This is a genomic window from Halobacillus locisalis (assembly GCF_013694105.1).
Lineage (GTDB): Bacteria > Bacillota > Bacilli > Bacillales > Halobacillaceae > Halobacillus > Halobacillus locisalis.
In genome coordinates this window covers 195,857-215,934 of the sequence record NZ_JACEFG010000002.1, presented here as the reverse complement: position 1 = coordinate 215,934, position 20,078 = coordinate 195,857, and the positions used below count along the sequence as shown (strand labels likewise).

Annotated in this window: 21 protein-coding genes; 6 read left to right on the top strand and 15 right to left on the bottom strand. The window is 46.3% G+C overall.

Going from position 1 to position 20,078, the window contains the following annotated elements; genetic code table 11:
* The first annotated feature begins 47 nt into the window (after positions 1-47).
* The 3 genes from H0266_RS08360 to H0266_RS08350 are packed head-to-tail and all read left to right on the top strand — an operon-like array spanning position 48 to position 2,325.
* Entirely contained in the window at positions 48-743 is a 696-nt protein-coding gene (locus tag H0266_RS08360; RefSeq protein WP_181471958.1) for an LPXTG cell wall anchor domain-containing protein, read from the top strand.
* 56 nt (positions 744-799) lie between these two features.
* Positions 800-1,432, top strand: coding sequence for a class D sortase (locus H0266_RS08355; RefSeq protein WP_181471957.1), 633 nt, complete (start codon positions 800-802; stop codon positions 1,430-1,432).
* Positions 1,433-1,470: 38 nt separating this feature from the next.
* Positions 1,471-2,325, top strand: coding sequence for a ferritin family protein (locus H0266_RS08350; protein ID WP_181471956.1), 855 nt, complete (start codon positions 1,471-1,473; stop codon positions 2,323-2,325).
* 56 nt (positions 2,326-2,381) lie between these two features.
* Here the strand turns inward: H0266_RS08350 and H0266_RS08345 are convergent, their stop codons facing one another.
* The 3 genes from H0266_RS08345 to H0266_RS08335 all read right to left on the bottom strand — a co-directional run bounded on the left by H0266_RS08345 (position 2,382) and on the right by H0266_RS08335 (position 4,771).
* The gene (locus H0266_RS08345; RefSeq protein WP_181471955.1) at positions 2,382-3,242 is read right to left on the bottom strand and encodes a hypothetical protein; all 861 of its coding nucleotides are present in this window, start codon (positions 3,240-3,242) and stop codon (positions 2,382-2,384) included.
* 203 nt (positions 3,243-3,445) lie between these two features.
* Complete coding sequence (locus H0266_RS08340; RefSeq protein ID WP_181471954.1) at positions 3,446-4,270, bottom strand: hypothetical protein; 825 nt, start codon at positions 4,268-4,270, stop codon at positions 3,446-3,448.
* A gap of 72 nt (positions 4,271-4,342) precedes the next feature.
* Positions 4,343-4,771, bottom strand: a complete 429-nt coding sequence (locus H0266_RS08335) for a universal stress protein (RefSeq protein WP_181471953.1) — start codon at positions 4,769-4,771, stop codon at positions 4,343-4,345.
* Between the two features lie 249 nt (positions 4,772-5,020).
* Between H0266_RS08335 and H0266_RS08330 the strand changes: the two genes are divergently transcribed.
* Entirely contained in the window at positions 5,021-6,505 is a 1,485-nt protein-coding gene (locus tag H0266_RS08330) for a lipase family alpha/beta hydrolase (RefSeq protein WP_181471952.1), read from the top strand.
* A 61-nt stretch (positions 6,506-6,566) separates the two neighbouring features.
* Here the strand turns inward: H0266_RS08330 and H0266_RS08325 are convergent, their stop codons facing one another.
* From H0266_RS08325 to H0266_RS08275, 11 genes are all read right to left on the bottom strand, one after another.
* Positions 6,567-7,649: an AI-2E family transporter gene (locus tag H0266_RS08325; RefSeq protein WP_181471951.1), complete on the bottom strand. Its 1,083-nt coding sequence runs from the start codon at positions 7,647-7,649 to the stop codon at positions 6,567-6,569.
* A 103-nt stretch (positions 7,650-7,752) separates the two neighbouring features.
* Positions 7,753-8,232 carry a GNAT family N-acetyltransferase gene (locus H0266_RS08320; RefSeq protein ID WP_181471950.1) on the bottom strand — a complete coding sequence of 160 codons (480 nt, stop codon included), beginning with the start codon at positions 8,230-8,232 and terminating at the stop codon, positions 7,753-7,755.
* A gap of 28 nt (positions 8,233-8,260) precedes the next feature.
* Entirely contained in the window at positions 8,261-8,800 is a 540-nt protein-coding gene (locus H0266_RS08315) for a DUF1572 family protein (RefSeq protein WP_181471949.1), read from the bottom strand.
* A 41-nt stretch (positions 8,801-8,841) separates the two neighbouring features.
* The gene (locus H0266_RS08310; RefSeq protein WP_181471948.1) at positions 8,842-9,162 is read right to left on the bottom strand and encodes a hypothetical protein; all 321 of its coding nucleotides are present in this window, start codon (positions 9,160-9,162) and stop codon (positions 8,842-8,844) included.
* 38 nt (positions 9,163-9,200) lie between these two features.
* Entirely contained in the window at positions 9,201-9,548 is a 348-nt protein-coding gene (locus tag H0266_RS08305) for a VOC family protein (RefSeq protein ID WP_181471947.1), read from the bottom strand.
* Positions 9,545-10,114: a GNAT family N-acetyltransferase gene (locus H0266_RS08300; RefSeq protein WP_181471946.1), complete on the bottom strand. Its 570-nt coding sequence runs from the start codon at positions 10,112-10,114 to the stop codon at positions 9,545-9,547. The genes H0266_RS08305 and H0266_RS08300 overlap by 4 nt, the downstream gene beginning before the upstream one ends.
* Before the next feature lie 214 nt (positions 10,115-10,328).
* Positions 10,329-11,588, bottom strand: coding sequence for a neutral/alkaline non-lysosomal ceramidase N-terminal domain-containing protein (locus H0266_RS08295; protein WP_181471945.1), 1,260 nt, complete (start codon positions 11,586-11,588; stop codon positions 10,329-10,331).
* A gap of 77 nt (positions 11,589-11,665) precedes the next feature.
* A complete protein-coding gene (locus H0266_RS08290) occupies positions 11,666-12,193 on the bottom strand; it encodes an NUDIX hydrolase (protein WP_181471944.1) in 528 nt (175 codons plus the stop codon).
* Between the two features lie 162 nt (positions 12,194-12,355).
* The gene (locus H0266_RS08285) at positions 12,356-13,318 is read right to left on the bottom strand and encodes a Gfo/Idh/MocA family protein (protein WP_181471943.1); all 963 of its coding nucleotides are present in this window, start codon (positions 13,316-13,318) and stop codon (positions 12,356-12,358) included.
* Positions 13,319-13,391: 73 nt separating this feature from the next.
* On the bottom strand, positions 13,392-14,267 hold the full coding sequence (rbsK, locus tag H0266_RS08280; RefSeq protein ID WP_181471942.1) for a ribokinase: 876 nt from the start codon (positions 14,265-14,267) through the stop codon (positions 13,392-13,394).
* A 296-nt stretch (positions 14,268-14,563) separates the two neighbouring features.
* Positions 14,564-15,550 (bottom strand): aldo/keto reductase, encoded by a 987-nt coding sequence (locus tag H0266_RS08275; RefSeq protein ID WP_181471941.1) that lies wholly within the window; start codon positions 15,548-15,550, stop codon positions 14,564-14,566.
* A gap of 259 nt (positions 15,551-15,809) precedes the next feature.
* Between H0266_RS08275 and H0266_RS08270 the strand changes: the two genes are divergently transcribed.
* The gene (locus tag H0266_RS08270; protein ID WP_181471940.1) at positions 15,810-16,538 is read left to right on the top strand and encodes a GntR family transcriptional regulator; all 729 of its coding nucleotides are present in this window, start codon (positions 15,810-15,812) and stop codon (positions 16,536-16,538) included.
* Positions 16,531-18,069, top strand: coding sequence for a gluconokinase (gene gntK / locus H0266_RS08265; protein ID WP_181471939.1), 1,539 nt, complete (start codon positions 16,531-16,533; stop codon positions 18,067-18,069). The genes H0266_RS08270 and gntK overlap by 8 nt, the downstream gene beginning before the upstream one ends.
* 222 nt (positions 18,070-18,291) lie before the next feature.
* Here the strand turns inward: gntK and H0266_RS08260 are convergent, their stop codons facing one another.
* Complete coding sequence (locus H0266_RS08260) at positions 18,292-19,791, bottom strand: malate:quinone oxidoreductase (protein ID WP_181471938.1); 1,500 nt, start codon at positions 19,789-19,791, stop codon at positions 18,292-18,294.
* Positions 19,792-20,078 lie beyond the last annotated feature (287 nt).

Sequence of the window (20,078 nt, the reverse complement as noted above, 5' to 3'; positions counted from 1 at the left end):
ATGATTTACATGCCCACTCTTTATATCTCCGAACAAGGAGGAATACCATGAATAAGATGATCTATACAACATTCGCTTTCATACTTATCACCTTTCTATTCGTTCCCGCAGCGCATGCAACAAATTCTTCAGTAGAAATCACATTCTCTGCTAATCAACATCTACTAAAATTTGAAAACATCAAACCAGGTGATACTTTAACTAAACACTATGACATAAAAAATATTAGAGATGACGACTTAACTTACCATTTATCTGCGGAAAGGCACAACATAACGGAATACACAATTGAACGACAAGATGGAAATATTGTAAATACTTTAGAAAACCAAAAAGCATTTTACAATCAGTTGGAGTTGCTGGTGATGGTCGATTCAGAGGAATTATACAGTGGAAAAATATCCGGGTTCCATGGCCTAACAGCCGAAAGACCATTGTCCATTGATCAACAAGAACAATTGACTATTAAGGTCTCCTTTCCTCCTGAGTCAGGGAATGAATTTCAAGGTCTTTCCACAGCACTCCAACTGAATTTTGTAGCAGAAACGTCAAATTCCACAACTGTCACAACCGTTGATACAGAAAGTTTGGATCAGAAACCCATTCTGTCATCCGTATTCGGTAGTAGCCTCCCTCAAACAGGCGAAGCACCACCAACCCTTTACTATCTAATTGGAGGATTCCTGTTGATGACGGGACTCGGATTCTACACCACAACCGTTATGCGCAAAAGAAGAGAGTAAGAGGAGAATCCGATCCGAGATGCTCCTCCTTTTTTATTACCGAAAGGAGATTACATATGAAGTGGGTCTCATTAATCTTAGTTGTCATTGGCGTTGGTGTACTAGCCTTTCCCTTTGTTGAAAATCAATATATGGAAAAGAAACAAACGGAGCTCGTGGATCAATATGAGCAACACCTCTCCCCTGACTCCCAAGTTGCGGCGCAGAGTCTGGAGGACGTAACCGATGTATTTGAGTCGGAAGCCCAAGCCGCAACGACTGCTGCACCGCTTCCTGATGAGATGATGGGCACCTTAGAGATTCCCTCCATCGAGTTGAAACTTCCTATACTAGAAGGAGCAACTGAAGAAAGTTTAGCCTCTGCGGTCGGCCACCTGACGGGCACGCCCTTCATCGGACAAGAAGGCAATGCGGCACTCGCCGCCCACCGTGGGTACTCATTCGGTCGCTTGTTTAATAGGCTGGATGAACTAGAAAAAGGCGATACCATACTCGCCACTACGAACGAAGGACCGCTTCAATACGAAGTTACAAATGCCTTTCTTGTAAAACCGGAGGACGTCTCCGTTCTTGAACCTTTTTCCGATGGTTCAACGATCACCTTGATTACGTGCCATCCGATCCGTAATCCCACCCACCGCATCATCGTTCAGGCTGAGCTAGTGGAACACACGCCCTCCGAACCTTAAGCATAGGCTATGGGTGATGACCATCAAGGAGGCCGACGATGAATACGAACACCTTAGCCGCTGACATCCAGAAGGCAATCAACGGGGAGTACTCTGCCATCGCTTGTTATGAAAAATTGGCAGACCTCGCCCCCACTTCGTTTGAGCGTGAACAAACAGAAGAAATTCGAAACGATGAACAACATCATTTTGATGCTTTTTCGAGTATTTATACCTTACTGACAGGAGCGAAGCCACAGCCGCAAATCACCGAACCATGCGCGAATACGTATCGAGCTGGCATACAGGCTGCCTTTCGAGACGAACAGAAGACGGTCGATTTTTATTTGGATATTGCCGATCAAGCTGACGACTCTTCCATTAAAGAAACTTTTCGCCGAGCGGCAGCGGACGAACAGAACCACGCTGTATGGTTCCTCTCCTTCATGAATCAGTCGCATGCTTGTTCTTATCGACAAAACGAGCAGGATTATGGAGCGAAAGGCGCGTTGAACGCTGAATCACTTACTTTTCCAGAAGCGCTCGTGTACGCTATGCAAGATGAGTATTTGGCACAATCCCGTTATGACGATGTGCTGAACAACTTCGGAACGGTTCGCACGTTTGAAAGGATCCAGCAGGCAGAACTGCGTCATATCGAAGCATTGAATACATTGTTCGACCGTTACCAAACCCCTGTACCTGTCGATGACTCCACGAATTATGTGACAACGCCGGAAAGTCTGAAAGCAGCCTATGCAGCGGGTGTGCAAGCAGAGAAAGAGAATATCGCAATGTATGAGAAATTCTTAAGCTATCAAGTTCCAGCCGATGCACGGATCGTATTTTCTCAGCTCCGCAATGCATCGCTGAATCATTTGGCCGCTTTTGAAAGAGGCGCCGGTCGAGAATAAGTTACGTAAAAGGTTCCGAGGCTTGTCTTTAAAGCTAAGGGGCCTTTCATTGTGTCTCATCTCCCTATGCCAGGATTTTCAGCTAGATCATCCGCTACAATCGCAACTCCCTCAACCTTGGTACCCGCCTCCACCTTAGGCTGAACAGATGGATTCAGCGGATAGGTTGAACCATCATAGGACAAGCGGGCAAAAAAGCTCTCGATTCCACCGCCAGCCACATACATAATCAAATCTCTATATCCATTGGTGACTGTATTTGTTACAATCACAGGATTTCGCACCAAGGAAAACCTCGATAACGGAAGGTATTCCCCTTCCTTTTGCCCGAACAGAACTGCGCTACACCCTCCTGTTCCACAAACGAAAGGCCCGACAAGGTAAACAAACACCTCTTCTATCCCATCATCATTCAAGTCGATTTTATTGTAGAAGTACCGAATGTTAACTTCACTGAGCTTTACGTCAAACTCTTTTTCAATGGCCGCCTCCAGTCGCGGATCCCTTTTCGTCTCTGAACAGACATAGGTCAACGCGGAAAAATCAATGCCTGACTGATTATCAAAAGGTTGATACGTACAATCATCGCGTACTATGTTACAGATTTCATAGCCTCGCCCCTTTTTCTCATAATGAATAGCCCCAGCTTCTTCCCACCCGATCTTCAGCACGTTCTCACTGGGTTGATGAAAATAGGAAAAAGAGTTCCCAGTGCCATCTATCGTTCCGATCACTCGCCAGTCAGATTGGTCGTGATTCAACACAACTACATAATGATCACCCCTCCATTCATAAGCGACCAAAACTTCACATATCTCCCCTTTACCCGATTCTTTTCTCTCCTGCAAGGAATAATCCAGAACATGTGCGTTAGGAGATAAGAAAGGCTTCAGAATTTCCTTTAGATGATGGTCCATTTTGTTTTTCCTCCACTTCTAGACTCAACAACAATTCTCCGTGATCTCTGTATCAATATATGTAAGTAAGATAAATCCATTAACAAATTCCTTCGTACGGCCTTATAGATCAGATCCCTTCCCACAAAAGAAGACCAAGGAAGAAGCATCCTTGATCACAGATAGAGTTTATTGATCTTCATCACCAACACAGTGTCTCGTCTCTATAAATTCTCTGAAGCAGCAATCGATTCCCCCATAAACCGAAGCGCCTCTTCCCCCGCATACGTCCCATGATTCCGCCCATTCTCATCCGCTCCTCCGCCAAGGCCAAGGAATACTTCAGAAGGTTTGAAATGAAGCCCGATGAGCGGCACTCCGAGTCTTTGGTAACAGCCGATTTGATACCTCGCGGAAGGGTAGCCTTCGACGGATTCCACCTTACATCCGCTCAAGTCCCGGAACCGCCCGCAATGTTCCAGGCCGAGAACCACTACAAGGTCAGGTTGTAAAAAATCCAAGGTTCGGGTGAGTAAATCGCGTGTCTCGGTAGCATCGAGTAAGGTGTCTTTCCCTTTGATTTTTCCCATTTGCCTTCGGGTGGCTAAAGGGAAATAGTCGACGTGGACGGCGGAGGTGTAGGAGTTTGTGGGGTAGAAGGAAGCGCCCATGCCGTTCAGGAACCCTTCCAGTTTGGCGCCGTTCGGTTTGCCGAACCATTGGCGGTACGTCGTATCCCGTTTGAAGTAGGTGTCATAATAGTCAATGGTTTGCTTTAGCTTGTGGTCGTTCTTGAGGTAATGCTCGAGGGCGTGCTCACCCGCATCTGTGAACGGTTGGGACTGGCCGTCTTTTGCGATGGTGAGGTCGGTGGTGAGAAACTCTTTAGCCGTCGGGTTTGTGCCGATCGTGACAATATTGCCTGCTTGCCTTTCGCCTTGCCACAGCATCGGAACGGCGCCGTCGATGAATTCTTCTCTGAATGGGGTGTGGCTGAGTTCGATCTGGTATTGTACGGCTCGCTTCAGTAACGGTATTGCGTCTTCCATTTGGACACCTCCTCCGATTTTACTTTAACAAAAAAAGACCAAGGACGTTGCATCCTTGATCCCATCAATAGGTTACTTCATCACCAGCACCGGACATGGCGCATTCTGCACGACATTGTTACTGACACTTCCGAGGAAGAGGCGTTTCACATTGCCCAGTTTACGGTTTCCGATGATGATCAAATCCATGTCCTGTTCTTTGGCATATTCACAAATCGCGACTCCTGGGTTATCTTTACCGACGATCACCTTCGTGATGACGCGGTAATCCTCCTGCACCAGCTCTTTTTTGACCTCTTCCATATCCCCTTCCAGCGTCTCGGCCATCTCTTTGGATATCTCGCGGGACACCGCAGCGAACGTGGACGGGCCTGCCGGATTGGCTACTTGAACGATGTGCACTTCTTTATCCTCTGCATTGACGGCCTGATTTCTCACTTCGGCCAGGGCCTGTTTACTCAACTCACTACCATCAAAAGCGACGAGCATTTTTATCGTCATTCGGTAACCCTCCCATAATTGATGAGAACTTGTCTACACTTCTATTTTACCATTAATGTAAGCGTATTCATAGTTGGTTTGATTTATCAATGCTTCTTTGGCAGGAAAAGCACAAGCATAATTATACCACTTATTTCCTCTTTTTCCATAAAGGGTACTCAACGCCCCGCAAATCCCGATATAATGGGTTTGGGTGCCCCTAAGAGCTTCCTCATGACTGCCCTAAAAAAGCATAAAGGAGATAAGTTTATGAGAAAACTGTTCGTCCTTTTCGTCATGTTCTCCCTCGTCGTCCCTTCCTTCAGTCACGCCGGCTCAATCAAAGACAACCTAGCGCCGGGTAATCCTGGTGTCTGGTACCTTGGTGAAACGCCTTCTAGTGTTGCCGATTCGAAGCATCCGATTTTGTTCGTGCACGGGTTGAACAGCGCCTCCAACACGTGGTGGGAAAACAACAATATGTATAGCACCGCCTATCAGAACGGGTATGAAACCTCCTTCGTCGACTTATATCCAACCAAGAGCATGTGGGACAACGGTTCTCTCCTATCTCAGAAAATCCAAGAAATCTATCAGCATTTCGGGGAAAAAGTCGTAGTCGTCGCTCATAGCAAAGGCGGCATCGACACCCAATCAGCACTTGTCCATTATGGCGCAGACCCTTATGTAGAGCGTCTGATCACGCTGTCCTCGCCCCATTATGGATCCCAACTCGCAGATCTCGCCTATAGCGGCGGCGCTGGGTGGTTGGCCACGATCATCGGCAGTCAAAATGATGCAACCTACTCCCTGCAGACCGGTTACATGAACTATTTCCGCTCACAGACCGACAGTCATCCGAATGTCAACAACACACCGATTTATACGTTTGGCGGAACCAAATGGGGAAGCTTCGGAAGCGCCCTTTACTGGGGTGGTCTATACTTATGGCCGTATGGCAGCAATGACGGCGCCGTCACGGTGAAAAATTCGAGATTGCCTTACGCAACGGAACTTGCTGTCGGCGATTGGAACCACACGACCATCAAAGAAGGCTCTACCACGTTCCCGCTATTTAAAAGTTACCTGAATGAAAACCAATATTCACTCGCAAGCCTTCAAACCACTAGTCTCGAAGAAAAAGAAGCTGGTGAAGAAGCAGCCGGCCAATATGTTGTGGGTGGACAGTACCAAGGGCAGCGCACCGAAGACGTACAAGTGGAAGTTGGCGCAAACTCGGTCACATTCGACTGGATCAGCGATCAGAAAAACACGGCGCTGAAACTCATCGGCCCGAACAACCAAACGCATACCGCTTTTCAAACGAACCAGGATGAAACCGGCTATTTTGACGGCGCCTATCACCACTCGATCACCATCGATAACCCAGCCGCTGGACAATGGTCGATTGAGGCAACGTCTGGTTCCGAGGAACGTTATCTGTTGAACACGACTTTTGACAGTCCGTTGAACAATCTCGTCCAAGTCGCCTTAGATGAGAAGAACATCAAAGTGAAAGATAACAACCTCAAAGCGAAAACGACGATGACGTTCGAGTATTATAAGAACGGGAAATTGAAACAAGGAAAAGTGACAGCTGCTAAACAGTCGAACGGTTCCTTCACTCCTCCGAACCTCGGTGAGGGTATGTACAACATGACAATACAGGTCGAAGGAAAATATAACAAAGAGAAGTTTGAACGCACAATCATTAAAACGATGTATGTCGATGCCCAAGGTAACCGTTATTACTAGAAGTCCATAAAGCATGTGCGTCGGCTGACTTGAACCGACGCACATGCTTTTTAAACAAACATCAAGGCACTTGTTCTCCTGATTTACCTTTTGACAGTTGTAAAAAGCGGTAAAAAGCTTTGACTAATACTTTCCCGACAGAATACAGAGGGATCACAATCACCATGCCGATAAATCCAGCAAGCGGGGCCGCAATGACAAGCAGCAAAATGATCGTCATCGGGTGTACCTCGAGTCTTTGACCAAGCACTAAAGGAGCCACTAAATTGCCCTCGAGCTGTTGGACGACGATTAACGCAATCAAGACGTAGATGACGAGCATCGGGTCTTGCGTCAATGCTACGACTGCCGCAGGAATTACGCCGATAATGGGACCGAAGAACGGAATGATGGCGGTGACGACAACGAACAGCCCTAACAGAAGCGCATAATCAAGCCCGATAATCAGGTAACTGATATACATCAGCACACCGTCGACAGCCGCGACCGTCATTTGTCCGACGATATAAGCCGCAAGCGTGCGGTCGAGTTTCCCTAATAAGTGAACGGCTTCTTCTCTATATTTGCCTGGTACAGCCCTTGTGAGGAAAGGAACCAGCTTTCGGCCATCTTTCAAAAAGAAAAACAAAAGCAGCGGAATAATCAGCAGTACTGTAGCCGCTCCGACTACGGTCGAGAAGACTTCCGTCAAATGAGTACCGATCCGCTGTCCTAGATCACTGAAGTATTGCGTCACTTCGCGCTCCAAGGAATGTGTAGACAGCATGCCCATATCATTTTTCTCCACTTCCTGACGTGCTTTATCCGCCATTTTCTGTAGCTGAGTCGGTAAGTGGGAGATGTCCTCTACTTGCTGCTTGATCGTAGAGAACAGCTGCCTTCCTGCGAGAAAAATAAGGCCAGCCAGAACGGCATAAACAATCGAAATCGACCCGACTAGCGGAATCGAGAACTTCGTCGACAGCCACTCCACGATGGGACGCGTAATATAGAATAGAAATCCCGTGATCAGGATGGGATAAAACAATGTTCGAAATACGGTGAGGAAAGGGGAAATCATATGTAGTTCCCTCATGAAAAAGACGAAGATCAGAAATAAGATCGATGCTGTGATGTATTTGAAATAGGGATGCTTCCACCACATGCCCACCACCTCCTTTCCTCTTTTTTTCACTAAACGTTACCCTTTTAAACAGCATTTCAAATAAAAAACGGTACTCATCGCATGAGCACCGTACACACCACCTTTAGTTTAATACCTTTTCCAGTTCGATTTCGTCTCTTATGGGGATGCCATCATTCCCGATCAAAGGAATCTCAGGCTTCAAATGCCTCGCTTCTTCAACAGCATTTCTATGTATAGTGGATAGGACATATCCTCGCTTTTGATAAAACTTTAGCGCTGCTAGCTTATCATTGGTTGTGACTAGTTTAATGTATGTACATTGATTCTCTCGCGCAACCGCCTCTACTGCTTGTATGAGAGACGTTCCGGTCCCCTTGTTTTCTTCTAGACTATCTAATGAAATGATTTCGCATTCGTTGTTGGTCATGATGTAGGTGATCAAGCCACTAATGTCGTCGTTATGGTCTACTACAATGAATCCATTCAAGGCACTGCAATCGTAAACGCCTGAAGAGATGACCATTTCGGTACTTCCCCACTGCTTCTTAAAGAATTCTGTGACTTTAGTTTTGTGCTTTTCAGCTATTGGTAAAGTCTCCATGACATAACCTCCAACCCTCAATGAAAGCCTATTGATCTTTATGTTTCTCATGCATTTCCTTCAAGTACTCTTCTGATTTACCTTTTGGAATACTGAGACTCTTCCAATTTTCACCCTTTACTTGTTTTGCAATATACACCATCTGCCCGACGTGAGACGCATAATGAGCCATCTGTCTTTCTAGCGCGTCTAAGACCAAATGAGCTTCTCCACGAATATATACCGTTTTGAGTAAATCTTGTTCATTCAAACCCTTGAGTGTCTTAAATAGCACTGTCCAACCATTCTCCCAAACAGAAATGAGTTCCTCTTTCGAAGGTATATCATCTATAAATTCTCCATCACAATTTCGATAATCTTTCTCCCCGTCAGAATGTAAAAAATCACTCCATCTCGAGATCATGTTTCCACTTAGATGCTTCACGATGATGGCTACACTATTGGATTCGCTATTAAAACGCCAATGGATTTCTTCTTCTGGCAGTTGGCTTAGTGTCTTATCTCCTAGTGTTTTAATACTGTGAAATCGTTCGATTACGATTCTCAAATATTCTTTTCCAATATCCATTCGCACCTCCTCTGTTCTTAATGTAAGAACACTATTACAACCTACTTCCTGTCCTCATTTACGACCTTGATTTTGTCAGCTAACGGGGCACTTTCGTCATCCCTCAACCACACTTTAACTTCTTGACCATTTTTCAAATTACAGACTGTACTTATTTCACCACTGACATTTGTTTCATCATCAAAGTGTATTTGGGGTGGGTTATATTCAGCCTCTGGGTCTATATAGAGTGGCAACAACGAGAAGTTATCTTTACCCAATTTACTTATTTGACCGTGATGATCTGCCTTGTTTAAGAAAAAATTAGTCAGAGCCATTGAAAAAGTGATGAGCAATAGAGCAATAACAAATAATCTCTTCATTTTTCCTCCTAACCCTATAACATCCACTATTAACTCTTTTACGATTCAAAAAAGCATACCTGCAATTTATTCCCATCTAAGTCGTAAAAATCAAAGAAGTGGTTCACCCCATCATTTTGTAATGGATCTACCTTCACGCCCTCACTCACCAATTTTTCATAGGTGCCCTCAATATCTCTAGCGAAGAAGATCGGATAATTCTGACTTGAACCTGTTGTTGTGACACCTTCTTCAATGGTTAAGGGAATACCGCCGCTCCCAACTTTCAGTACTCTGTATCCTTTATTTTGAAAAGCCACTTCAAAGCCTAGTATTTCTTGATACCATTGACTGGACTTCTCCACATCGCTAACTTTAAGGCACATCGTGTCTATGCGTTCAATCATCCTGAACCTTCTTCCTTTCTCTCATGCCACTCACCTTCCAAAATGCTGAATAGGAATGAATCGCGCCAGCCGTCTTTTATAAACAGGTCCTCTCGCATTCTTCCTTCCTTTGTCATCCCGACTTTTTGTAAAATTCTTGATGAACCAACATTTCTCGGGTCACAGGTCGCGTATATACGGTGAAGGTTGAAATCATCAAAGCCGAACTTGATTAATAGATTCGCAGCCTCCGTTCCAATGCCTTTCCCCCAATAATCTGGATGGACAATATAAGAAATGACTCCGACCTTGTTCGTAAAATCTGTTATGTTCAGTTCTCCAACTCCGATCATATCCGCGTCTAATATGATGGCAAATGCAAACCTTGACCGCGTTTCCTTCGCGGCATCAAACAGCACTTGTTGAACAAAACCTTTCGAGTCCTCTTCTGTGTTCGGACCCCAAGGTTGGTATTGGCATACTATATTTTGTGATGCGTATCGATGTACACCTTTCCAATCGTCTTCGTTAACTTCTCTTAACCGAATCCTTTCGTTTGAAAGAGAATATCTATTACGTTCGATCATAATCACCTCAATTCGTTATGGATAAGTCTTGAAATAAGCCGATTTTGTTACCATATGGATCTTCAAATGTGTACCAAGCAGCCGGGACACCTTCTCTTATGTTTACGTCCTCTATTTAGCTGCAACTTATCAAGCAAGCACTCTCACGTTCAATAACTTTCACACCTGACCTATGAGGACCACTCTCTTCTAGAAAAAGGACACGAAAGAATTTTCACTCATGGTATAGCTCCAAGACCTTATTCACAACCAATTCAGCTGTATTCTCCGCTGGAGGCATCCATAAGCCCGTAATAGGTCCATATACTACAGGGTTCAGTTCTACTTCATAACCTCCAAACGGATAGGCTTCTTTAGGAGGCAAATAACCAAGGTAGCCATTTGTATAGCCACCAAAGAAGGAAAGTTCCTGATTCAGCTTATATTGAACTTCCAGAGCTGATTCAGAGAAGGGTTCCATAGGGATTCCTGAAAATGAGCCTTCATTGATTTGAAATTGTTGAATTTCCAAATCAATGGATTGCTGTCTTTCATGTTTATACTTATCCATCATCTCCATAAGCCATTTATCCGTATTAACTCCCCATTGCTTCTCAGCCCGAGCTGCCATTCTTTTTATTTCATTCGGTTCGGGAATCTCTTTCAAATTCATTTTTAAATGAGTCGAAATGGTTTTCAGTCTTGAAATAGGACTGAATTCAGTTGTAGGGATGATCGTGAGCACATGACCACTCAATACGTAAGCCATTTGTTTTATGGCTTCCTTAGAACCACGATATTTTGCATTTACATTTCCAGTAGCCCCTTGAACGATGATCACAGGGCATTGAAGTGTATGTTCTAGAATCTCTCTTGTTAGTCCAGGATAATCCGCTGATAAAATGTCACTATCAGCCTTTAAGACATTAGGATGGCTCGTACAAAAAACAATGGCTCCTGATAGCTTTTGCGATTCTTGATTTCTTATCGCTAGAATACCTATCCGTCTGTCCACGGCCCCCTCCTCATTCACTCCCATGATCACTTTGCCGTCGTCGGTGACTTCTCTTCGATTAACTCCTATATCACCAGATGTAACGTTCCAGCCTACTTCTGAAGACTGCCGTTTATCATTGGCCTTCACAGCTGCTTTGACCGTATTTTCAATTAACAATTCTTTATAAGCCTTCACAATGTCACTATTGCTAACGGTCGCAGGTCCTGAATGGGTGTGCGTATAAACAACCGTGACTTTTTCGATAGGGATATGTAGTTCCTCTGATATCTGTGCACGAATTCTTAATGTATCTTCGATCAGCATGCCTATGTTATCAATACTTATAAAGACAGTCTTATTTTCATCTCCTTCAAACACGACCGCTGTTACGTAAATCCGTTCATCAACGCTCGTGACACCAGTTGGTCTATGATATCCGATGAATTCTATGCCTAGCGGTGGTGTAATATCTACCTTGAAGACTCCGGCTGTACTCAATCCAATCTCTCCAAACCATTTTTGATATATTTTTTTCTTCTAACAAACCTTTATATGATCATTCAACAGAGTAACCCTCACCATTCCCTTCTACTGTGCGCTCCCATGCCGCTTTTCATATCAAACAACAATTCAATCAAAGGCACCCGGTAAGGTATAAATAAACCTTCTGAAATCAAGTGCACGATCTCCTCCTTGGAAGCCCACTTTACTTGCGATACTTCTTCAGTAGGTAATGAAAGGCTTGAGATGTCTACATCCTGTTCAATAAGATAATAGTCATCAAATCCCTTTTCAAAATTCACCGTCAGGGAAGGACGTCTGTTTTGAAGGTTAAGTGTGTACCCAATCTCTTCTTTCACTTCTCTTTCCGCCGCTTGCTGACTTGTTTCACCTGAAATGGCACTACCGCCGACGGTGATGTCCCACATGTTCTTCCAATCCTCTTTATCTGGTTGGCGCTGTTGAATGAGCATTTCTCCAGATTGATTGAATAGACACACGTGAATCACTAGATGATAATCACCTTGTTCGAATGTTTCGCCACGCTTCATTTGCTTGCCTGTCAAATTTCTATCTTTATCGTAAATATCCCATTTTTCCATACTGACACTCCTTACAGACTCCTTTTTCCATAATTCGACATAAAGGGAGATAAACCCTTCATGGGGACGGTTCTTTTGTTCGTTCATCAGTGCCCAAACGAGAGAACCGTCCCCATAAAAAACCGCCCCTACAGGATCGAACCCATAGAGACGGTCATTTTCTTATTGCTTTAACCCTTGTTGTAGCTTCTCCATCACATCGAGGTACTTCAACGTCGACTGATGATAGCTCTCGAGCGATCCACCATCACGAATCGCTGACATGAAGTTCTCGACCTGAAGACGGTACTGATCGCCTTCTTCTACATAGGTTTCTTCACCGTCACTATTGGCGACCGTAATCTTGCCTTGGTGATCCATTCGGTCGGGACGATAGGCGTCATGGACAGTGATCACGCCGTCTGATCCAACCACTTGATACTCATTTCGGAAAGTGGCATCAAAACTGCAGTCGATTTGAACGACCACATCATTCGCTAACCGAAGCGATGCAGCAGCGGTTGTATCTACTCCATATTTCGGATCGATTTTACCGGTCACTTGGATATCTTTCACGTCCTCATCCATGATATTCAATGCGGAGTGAACGCCGTAGCACCCGACATCCCAAAGGGAACCGCCACCCTTTTCGGCATCGAGACGGATATTGTAATTCGAACGATCAAAGAAGAATGAGAAGCTTGCGCGGATCATCGCCACATCTCCGACCGCTCCATTTTCGATCAACTGCTTCACTTTCTCGTGCTGCGGATGGAATTGGTACATGAACGCCTCTAAGAAGTACACTCCGTTGCTTGAGCAAGCTGCGATCATCTCCTCAACGTCTTTTCTATTAAACGCCGCCGGCTTCTCACATATCACATGCTTCCCTGCCTCGGCTGCTTTGATCGTCCATTCCTTATGCAAATGGTTCGGCAGCGGAATATAGACCGCTTCGACCTCCTCATCGGCCAAAAGGGCCTCATAGCTTTCGTATGTAGTCGGAATATCGAACGTCTCCGCCACTTCTTTTTCTTTGCCACTCAAACTTGCGACCGCGACAATTTCTGCCCCTTCAGCCCGCTGAATCGCTGGAATGACAATCTTCTTCGCAATATTCGCCGCTCCCATAATGCCCCACTTCATCGAACATTCCTCCTTGTTTAATTTATATCTCCATCAAAACCCAATTCATTTCCAGAATCAAGCCAGAAGCTCTTCAACCTTGCTGCTTCAAAAAGGATTCGACTTCTTCCTGGTGCGGCATTCCTTGCTGCGCCCCAAGCTTTTGCACTGAAAGAGCAGAAGCTGCATTGGCAAACTGAGCCGCATCTTCTAGACTCGATCCTTTCGCTAGTTTTGTTGCGAGCGCTCCATTGAAAGTGTCTCCAGCCCCTGTCGTATCCACCGCATCAACGAGATAACCAGGCACGATGACGTCATCCTTGTTCAGACGTACCCCCGCTGAACCTATCGTCGTGATCCATTTTTCTTTCGTGGATGGGGAGTCGGCCTCCAATAACGTTGCTTCCGATTCGTTCGGCGTAAGATACGTCGCACCGCGTAGTACCGCTTCCGGCAGCGTCTGATATGGAGCGGGATTGACGATCAAAGGAACACCGTGATCGACCGCCAATTTAGAAACATACTCAACCGGTGAAAGTGGAATTTCTAACTGAACGAGCACGATATCACTCTCTTTGATCATCTCTTCAAAACGCTCGACAAGCGGAACCGTCACTTCATGATTCGCACCGGGTGCCACGATGATGCGGTTATCACCATTACTCACAATAATCGTCGCCGTACCTGTTGAAACACCGTCTACAGACGCAACGCCTGAAGTGTCTATACCTTCACGACGCAAATGTTCCAAAAGATCGTTCCCGAACACATCAGAGCCGACCGCTCCAATCATCCGGACGTCACCCCCGAGCCGTGCGGCAGCAACAGCTTGATTGGCCCCTTTTCCACCTGGAAACGTCGCAAAAGAATCTCCCATGACCGTTTCGCCCTGCCGCGGGACGACCTTTGTCGATACCGTGAGATCCATATTGATGCTGCCAATGACCGTTACAACCGGTTTCTTCGTCATGTTCTCCACACTCCTTTTCCTTTTTTATACCCTAAAAAAACAACCACCACAACTCTTCCAAGCTGTGGTGGTTCGATCAACATGACTTCTCTACCATTTCTTAACTCATCATTCTGAAAAACTGCGGTGATAGGGGTGTTCTCAGCGGTTTTACATATTCATACCTTAGAAAAGCGTTGTGAGGAGGGTCATCTCAACACTTTCCACTCCCCTTGTACCGAAAAAGTGACGAGATCGTGTTTCTCTCCACGCTTTTCTAGATGTCTCCATGTTGAAACGGTCGTAAGCAAAACGAATTATTCAGGTAAAGGCGCATTCGCTGAAATGAACCCACGATTCACAAGCTCGTCCCAGAACTCACGAGGGATCTCTCGTTGAATCATCGCTAAGTCTTCCTTGATGCGGTCTGGACGTGTCGAACCTGGAATGACGGACTTCACGGCAGGGTGTGCGGTTGAGAATTGTAGGGCAGCCGCTTTCAACGGAACATCGTACTTGTCTCCGATTTCCTTCAACTGATTGACGCGTCCGATGATTTCCGCGTCAGCCGGGGCATAGTTGTAATGATCGCCGCCGAGCAGGACGCCTGAATTGTAAGGACTGCCGACAATGATATCGACGTCACCTTTCTCAGCTGTCGACATCATGCGCTGCAAGGCACGTTCGTGATTCAAGAGCGTGTACTGGGTGGCGGATAGACTGATGTCAGGGCGATTTTCCTCAAGTTCCATCGCGAGCTCGATCGGCTCCGTCGTATTGACGCCAAGTCCCCACGACTTGATGACGCCTTCTTCGCGCATTTGGCTCAGCACGCGGAATGCGCCTTTTCTAGCTTCATCAAACTTCGCGACCCACTCATCGCCATGAAAGTCCGGGGACACATCATGGACGAAGACCATGTCCAATCGATCGGTCTTCAAGCGCTCCAGGCTCTGCTCGATGGAGCGTTTCGTCGCATCTTCTGTGTAATCGGTGATCACTTTATTATTCCGCGCGTGCGAGAACAACCCTTCCTTATCTTCGGTCTCCTCGGTCACGTAGCGCCCTACTTTTGTACTCAACACATACTCATCGCGGTCATACTGGCTCAATACGTCGCCGAGCCGCATTTCCGCAAGCCCCGCTCCGTAGAATGGTGCCGTATCGAAATAGCGCACTCCTTGGTCCCAAGCGGTTTGGATTGTTGTCCTTGCTTCATCCTCAGGTACTTCTCTGAACATATTTCCTAAAGGTGCCGTGCCTAAGCCGACTCTATGTTTCAATGCATCTTGTAACGATTTCATTCTTTTCTTCCTCCTTCATTTATAGAAAGACTACCCATCTATAGCCGTATTAAAGAGTAATAAAACATGCACAAACAGCCACCGCTCAAAAAAATCCCAACAGTCTTCAACCCTTTCACGAAGGCACTCAGCGACGAGTCGCCACCATTTTTCAGAAAAAAATCTAATAAAAGCGTTTTCAAAATAAAAATCCTATGCCATAATACTTGTATACAAGTTGAACAAGTACACATTAACGATAACGATAGAGGGTGAAAGCATGGCTGAATCCAACAAAAACTTATATCCAGACAAATGGTTGAATAAAGCTTCTGCCGGTGAGCGTGTTGCCTGCGAACTGCGGATGCGTATTATTTCGGGACGAATTGAAAGCGGTTCAATTCTATCTGAGAATCAACTGGCGGCGGAGTTCTCGGTCAGTCGGTCACCGATCCGCGAAGCATTGAAAGTCCTTGCATCAGAAAATTTACTTCGCCTCGAGCGCATGGGCGCTGTGGTTCTTGAGCTTACGGAAAAAGAAATTCAGGAGATTTACGATGTGCGGTTGCTGATTGAAACGTTTGTCTTCGAGCGTCTTGTGAAGATGGACACGACTGAGGTCGCAAAGGAATTGAGCAAAACACTCGAGATGATGAAAATCGCCATCAAGTATCAAGATGCCGACGATTTTTCCTTCCAGGACGTTGCGTTCCACGAAACGATCGTCAGGTCCATTGATCACTCGCATATTTTGATGATTTGGAACAATTTGAAGCCGACGCTTGAGAGCTTGATTTTACTATCGATGAGAATGCGATTTGAAGAAACGTACGACGACTTCGACCGGATCATCCGCAACCACGAACTATACATCGAAGCGATCAGTAAGAAGGACCGCGATTTGATGGTTCAATCGCTTCACCAGAATTTTGACGACGTCCAAGGAAGAGTCGAAGATCTATGGACATCGCAGCAGACGTTTACTAAAGGAGTCGAACACGATGACTAACTACATGATGGGTGTCGATATCGGCACCACCAGCACCAAAGCGGTCTTATTCAGTGAACAAGGCGAGGTCGTCGCGAACGAAAACATCGGCTACCCGCTTCACACTCCTGACATTTCAACGGCGGAACAAGATCCGGAAGAAATTTTCCAAGCCGTCCTGACGGCGATGACGAACGTTGCGCGGGAGCATCAGGATAAAACGATCTCCTTCGTTTCGTTCAGTAGTGCGATGCACAGCTTGATTGCGATGGACGAAGACGACCAACCGCTCACCCCTTGCATCACGTGGGCGGATAACCGGAGCGAGGCCTGGTCTCAGAAAATCAAAGAAGAATGGAACGGACATGACGTGTACAGACGAACCGGGACGCCGATCCACCCGATGTCGCCACTTAGCAAGATTACGTGGCTCGTGCGAGGTGAGTCTGGGATCGATTCCAAGACGAAGAAATATATCGGCATTAAAGAATTCGTCTTCCACCGATTCTTCGGTGAGTACGTCGTCGATCATTCGATCGCTTCTGCGATGGGGATGATGGATCTTGAAAAACTCGACTGGGACTCAGAAGCGCTCTCGATTGCCAGCATCTCACGTGACAAGCTGTCTGAACTCGTTTCCACAACGAAAACATTTACGGGTTGTGACGCAGCATTAGCGGATCAGATCGGCCTCGATCCCGAGACACCTTTTGTCATCGGAGCGAGTGACGGTGTGCTCTCAAACCTTGGAGTGAACGCCATCAAAGAAGGCGAAATCGCCGTCACGATCGGAACAAGTGGCGCGATTCGGACGATCATCCAAAAGCCGCAAACCGATGAAAAAGGCCGGACGTTTTGTTACGCGTTAACCGAAGACCACTGGGTGATCGGCGGTCCCGTCAACAACGGCGGTATGATCCTTCGCTGGATCCGCGATGAATTTGCCTCAGCGGAAATGGAGACGGCCAACCGATTAGGCATCGACCCGTATGAAGTGTTGACGAAGATCGCTGAAGGCGTCCGCCCGGGCTCTGACGGCCTGATTTTCCACCCGTACCTTGCGGGTGAACGAGCGCCGCTTTGGAATCCGGATGTGCGCGGATCTTTCTTCGGGTTAACGATGACCCACAAAAAAGAACATATGATCCGCGCCGCTTTAGAAGGTGTCATTTACAACTTGTACACTGTATTTTTAGCCTTAACCGAATGTATGGAAAGTCCGGTCACACGCATTCAAGCGACAGGCGGCTTCGCCAGATCCGAAGTGTGGAGACAGATGATGTCCGACATTTTCGAGTCCGACGTCGTCGTGCCGGAAAGCTACGAAAGCTCGTGCCTCGGCGCTTGTATTCTAGGACTCTATGCAACCGGTAAAGTCGATTCATTCGATGTCGCATCAGACATGATCGGCAGCACGTACAAGCATTCACCGAATGAAGAAGCCACCAAAGAATACCGACAACTGCTTCCGATTTTCATCAATCTATCGAGAACATTACACAACGAATATACGAGTATTGCAGAATATCAAAGAGGTTTAATCAACGACTAGAATCTACTTGGAGGGAACTACTATGCCAAGTGGATTGTTCCGTAACGTGAGGTGATTGTTCCCGTTCGTGGGTGGATTGTTCCCTAACGCACGGTGATTGTTCCCGATCAACGAAGGATTGTTCCCGAACCTCCCATTATTGTTCCCTAAGCCAAAAAAGCATCAACATGACACTCAAAAAAACGCCTCCGATCCACTTCAGGACCGGAGGCGCTATCTCATTCAGCTATTCGCATATTCCTTCTCAATCAAATCCAGCGCTTCCGCTGTCGACTTCTTGATTTCTCTCAGCAGCTCAGGGTGCTCAGCCAGAGATTTACCGTAAGACGGAATCATTTCACGAATTTGAGGCTCCCACTCTTTCGCTTGCTCTGGGAAGCATTTCTCGATGACTTCCAGCATGACGTGAACAGCGGTCGAGGCACCCGGCGATGCGCCTAGCAAGGCGGCAATCGTGCCGTCGGCGGAGTGAACGACTTCGGTACCGAACTGAAGCGTTCCTTTTCCGTCTTCGGTATCTTTGATGACTTGCACGCGCTGACCGGCAGTGACGAGACCCCAGTCTTCGCTTTTCGCATCAGGAATGAACTCGCGCAATTCTTCCATACGCTGTTCTTTCGACGAAATGACTTGTTCAATCAAATATTTCGTTAGCGACATGTTTTTCACGCCGGCTGCGGACATTGTTACGAGATTATCGCTTTTCACAGACGTGATCAGATCAAGCAGTGATCCGGTCTTCAAGAACTTCGGTGAAAAACCGGCAAACGGTCCGAACAATAACGACTTCTTGTCATCGATGAAGCGTGTATCCAGGTGCGGCACCGACATCGGAGGCGCGCCTACTTTGGCTTTGCCGTACACTTTGGCATGGTGCTGCTCGATCACTTCTGGATTGTTACACACCATAAATAAGCCACTGACAGGGAACCCGCCAATGCGTTTCGATTCAGGAATTCCGGTTTTTTGCAGCAAGTGAAGACTTCCACCGCCGCCACCGATGAACACGAAGTCGGACTGATGGTACTCGATCCGTCCGTTCTCCTGGTCATGGACTTTCACTTCCCACGAACCGTCACTGTTCTGTTTGATATCCTCGACACTATGCTTGTAGTTCACTTCAAGATTGTTCGCCTCTAAATGGTCGAACATCTTACGCGTCAACGCACCGAAGTTGACGTCTGTCCCATTATCAATTTTCGTAGCCGCAATCGGTTCCTCCGAAGCGCGTTCCTTCGTCATCAACGGAATCCACTGCTTCAGCTGCTCCATGCTATCGGAGAACTCCATATCCTGGAACAACGGATGATCCGACATCGTTTGATAACGCTTACGCAAAAACGCCACGTTTTGCTCGCCTTGAACGAAACTCATATGCGGCAACGGTGTGATGAATTCACGAGGGTTTTGGATTTTATCGCTGTTCACAAGGTACGACCAGAATTGCTGCGACACCTGGAACTGCTCGTTGACTTTGATCGCTTTGCTCATGTCGATCGTGCCATCTGAACGTTCACTCGTATAGTTCAGCTCACATAGCGCCGCGTGGCCTGTGCCCGCGTTATTCCACACGTTCGAACTCTCTTCTCCCGCTTTTTCCAAACTTTCAAAGACACGAACGTTCCAATCAGGTGCCAGTTCCTTCAGCAGAGATCCCAAGGTTGCACTCATGATCCCTGCGCCAATTAAGATAACGTCTGTTTTCGTATAACTTTTACTCATTCCCTTTCATTCTCCCTATATGGCAGAAAAGATGGCCCGCCACGGTTGGTGACGCTTACATAAATCAGTCTGAATGCACATCTCTTCTAGTATATTTTAGTCTCCTATAAGTGTACCATTATTATCAAAAAATTTAAATAACAAGGGGACGGTTCTCTTGTTTGGAAATTATCGGGGGCGAGCACTTTCGCTCAGAACGATCGATTAAAGCTGTTTTGTGACGAATGGAAAGGCAATAACGTCTTAAAATGATGTTAAAGACCATTTCATAAACACCTCTGTATAAG

What these genes read in the sequence shown, in the direction of transcription:
- H0266_RS08345 (WP_181471955.1), bottom strand. Translation starts at nt 3,242, where the DNA reads ATGGACCATCATCTAAAGGAAATTCTGAAGCCTTTCTTATCTCCTAAC.
- H0266_RS08335 (WP_181471953.1), bottom strand. Translation starts at nt 4,771, where the DNA reads ATGACGATAAAAATGCTCGTCGCTTTTGATGGTAGTGAGTTGAGTAAA.
- H0266_RS08330 (WP_181471952.1), top strand. Translation starts at nt 5,021, where the DNA reads ATGAGAAAACTGTTCGTCCTTTTCGTCATGTTCTCCCTCGTCGTCCCT.
- H0266_RS08325 (WP_181471951.1), bottom strand. Translation starts at nt 7,649, where the DNA reads ATGTGGTGGAAGCATCCCTATTTCAAATACATCACAGCATCGATCTTA.
- H0266_RS08360 (WP_181471958.1), top strand. Translation starts at nt 48, where the DNA reads ATGAATAAGATGATCTATACAACATTCGCTTTCATACTTATCACCTTT.
- gntK (WP_181471939.1), top strand. Translation starts at nt 16,531, where the DNA reads ATGACTAACTACATGATGGGTGTCGATATCGGCACCACCAGCACCAAA.
- H0266_RS08270 (WP_181471940.1), top strand. Translation starts at nt 15,810, where the DNA reads ATGGCTGAATCCAACAAAAACTTATATCCAGACAAATGGTTGAATAAA.
- H0266_RS08320 (WP_181471950.1), bottom strand. Translation starts at nt 8,232, where the DNA reads ATGGAGACTTTACCAATAGCTGAAAAGCACAAAACTAAAGTCACAGAA.
- rbsK (WP_181471942.1), bottom strand. Translation starts at nt 14,267, where the DNA reads ATGACGAAGAAACCGGTTGTAACGGTCATTGGCAGCATCAATATGGAT.
- H0266_RS08310 (WP_181471948.1), bottom strand. Translation starts at nt 9,162, where the DNA reads ATGAAGAGATTATTTGTTATTGCTCTATTGCTCATCACTTTTTCAATG.
- H0266_RS08260 (WP_181471938.1), bottom strand. Translation starts at nt 19,791, where the DNA reads ATGAGTAAAAGTTATACGAAAACAGACGTTATCTTAATTGGCGCAGGG.
- H0266_RS08275 (WP_181471941.1), bottom strand. Translation starts at nt 15,550, where the DNA reads ATGAAATCGTTACAAGATGCATTGAAACATAGAGTCGGCTTAGGCACG.
- H0266_RS08315 (WP_181471949.1), bottom strand. Translation starts at nt 8,800, where the DNA reads ATGGATATTGGAAAAGAATATTTGAGAATCGTAATCGAACGATTTCAC.
- H0266_RS08300 (WP_181471946.1), bottom strand. Translation starts at nt 10,114, where the DNA reads ATGATCGAACGTAATAGATATTCTCTTTCAAACGAAAGGATTCGGTTA.
- H0266_RS08305 (WP_181471947.1), bottom strand. Translation starts at nt 9,548, where the DNA reads ATGATTGAACGCATAGACACGATGTGCCTTAAAGTTAGCGATGTGGAG.
- H0266_RS08355 (WP_181471957.1), top strand. Translation starts at nt 800, where the DNA reads ATGAAGTGGGTCTCATTAATCTTAGTTGTCATTGGCGTTGGTGTACTA.
- H0266_RS08285 (WP_181471943.1), bottom strand. Translation starts at nt 13,318, where the DNA reads ATGAAGTGGGGCATTATGGGAGCGGCGAATATTGCGAAGAAGATTGTC.
- H0266_RS08350 (WP_181471956.1), top strand. Translation starts at nt 1,471, where the DNA reads ATGAATACGAACACCTTAGCCGCTGACATCCAGAAGGCAATCAACGGG.
- H0266_RS08290 (WP_181471944.1), bottom strand. Translation starts at nt 12,193, where the DNA reads ATGGAAAAATGGGATATTTACGATAAAGATAGAAATTTGACAGGCAAG.
- H0266_RS08340 (WP_181471954.1), bottom strand. Translation starts at nt 4,270, where the DNA reads ATGGAAGACGCAATACCGTTACTGAAGCGAGCCGTACAATACCAGATC.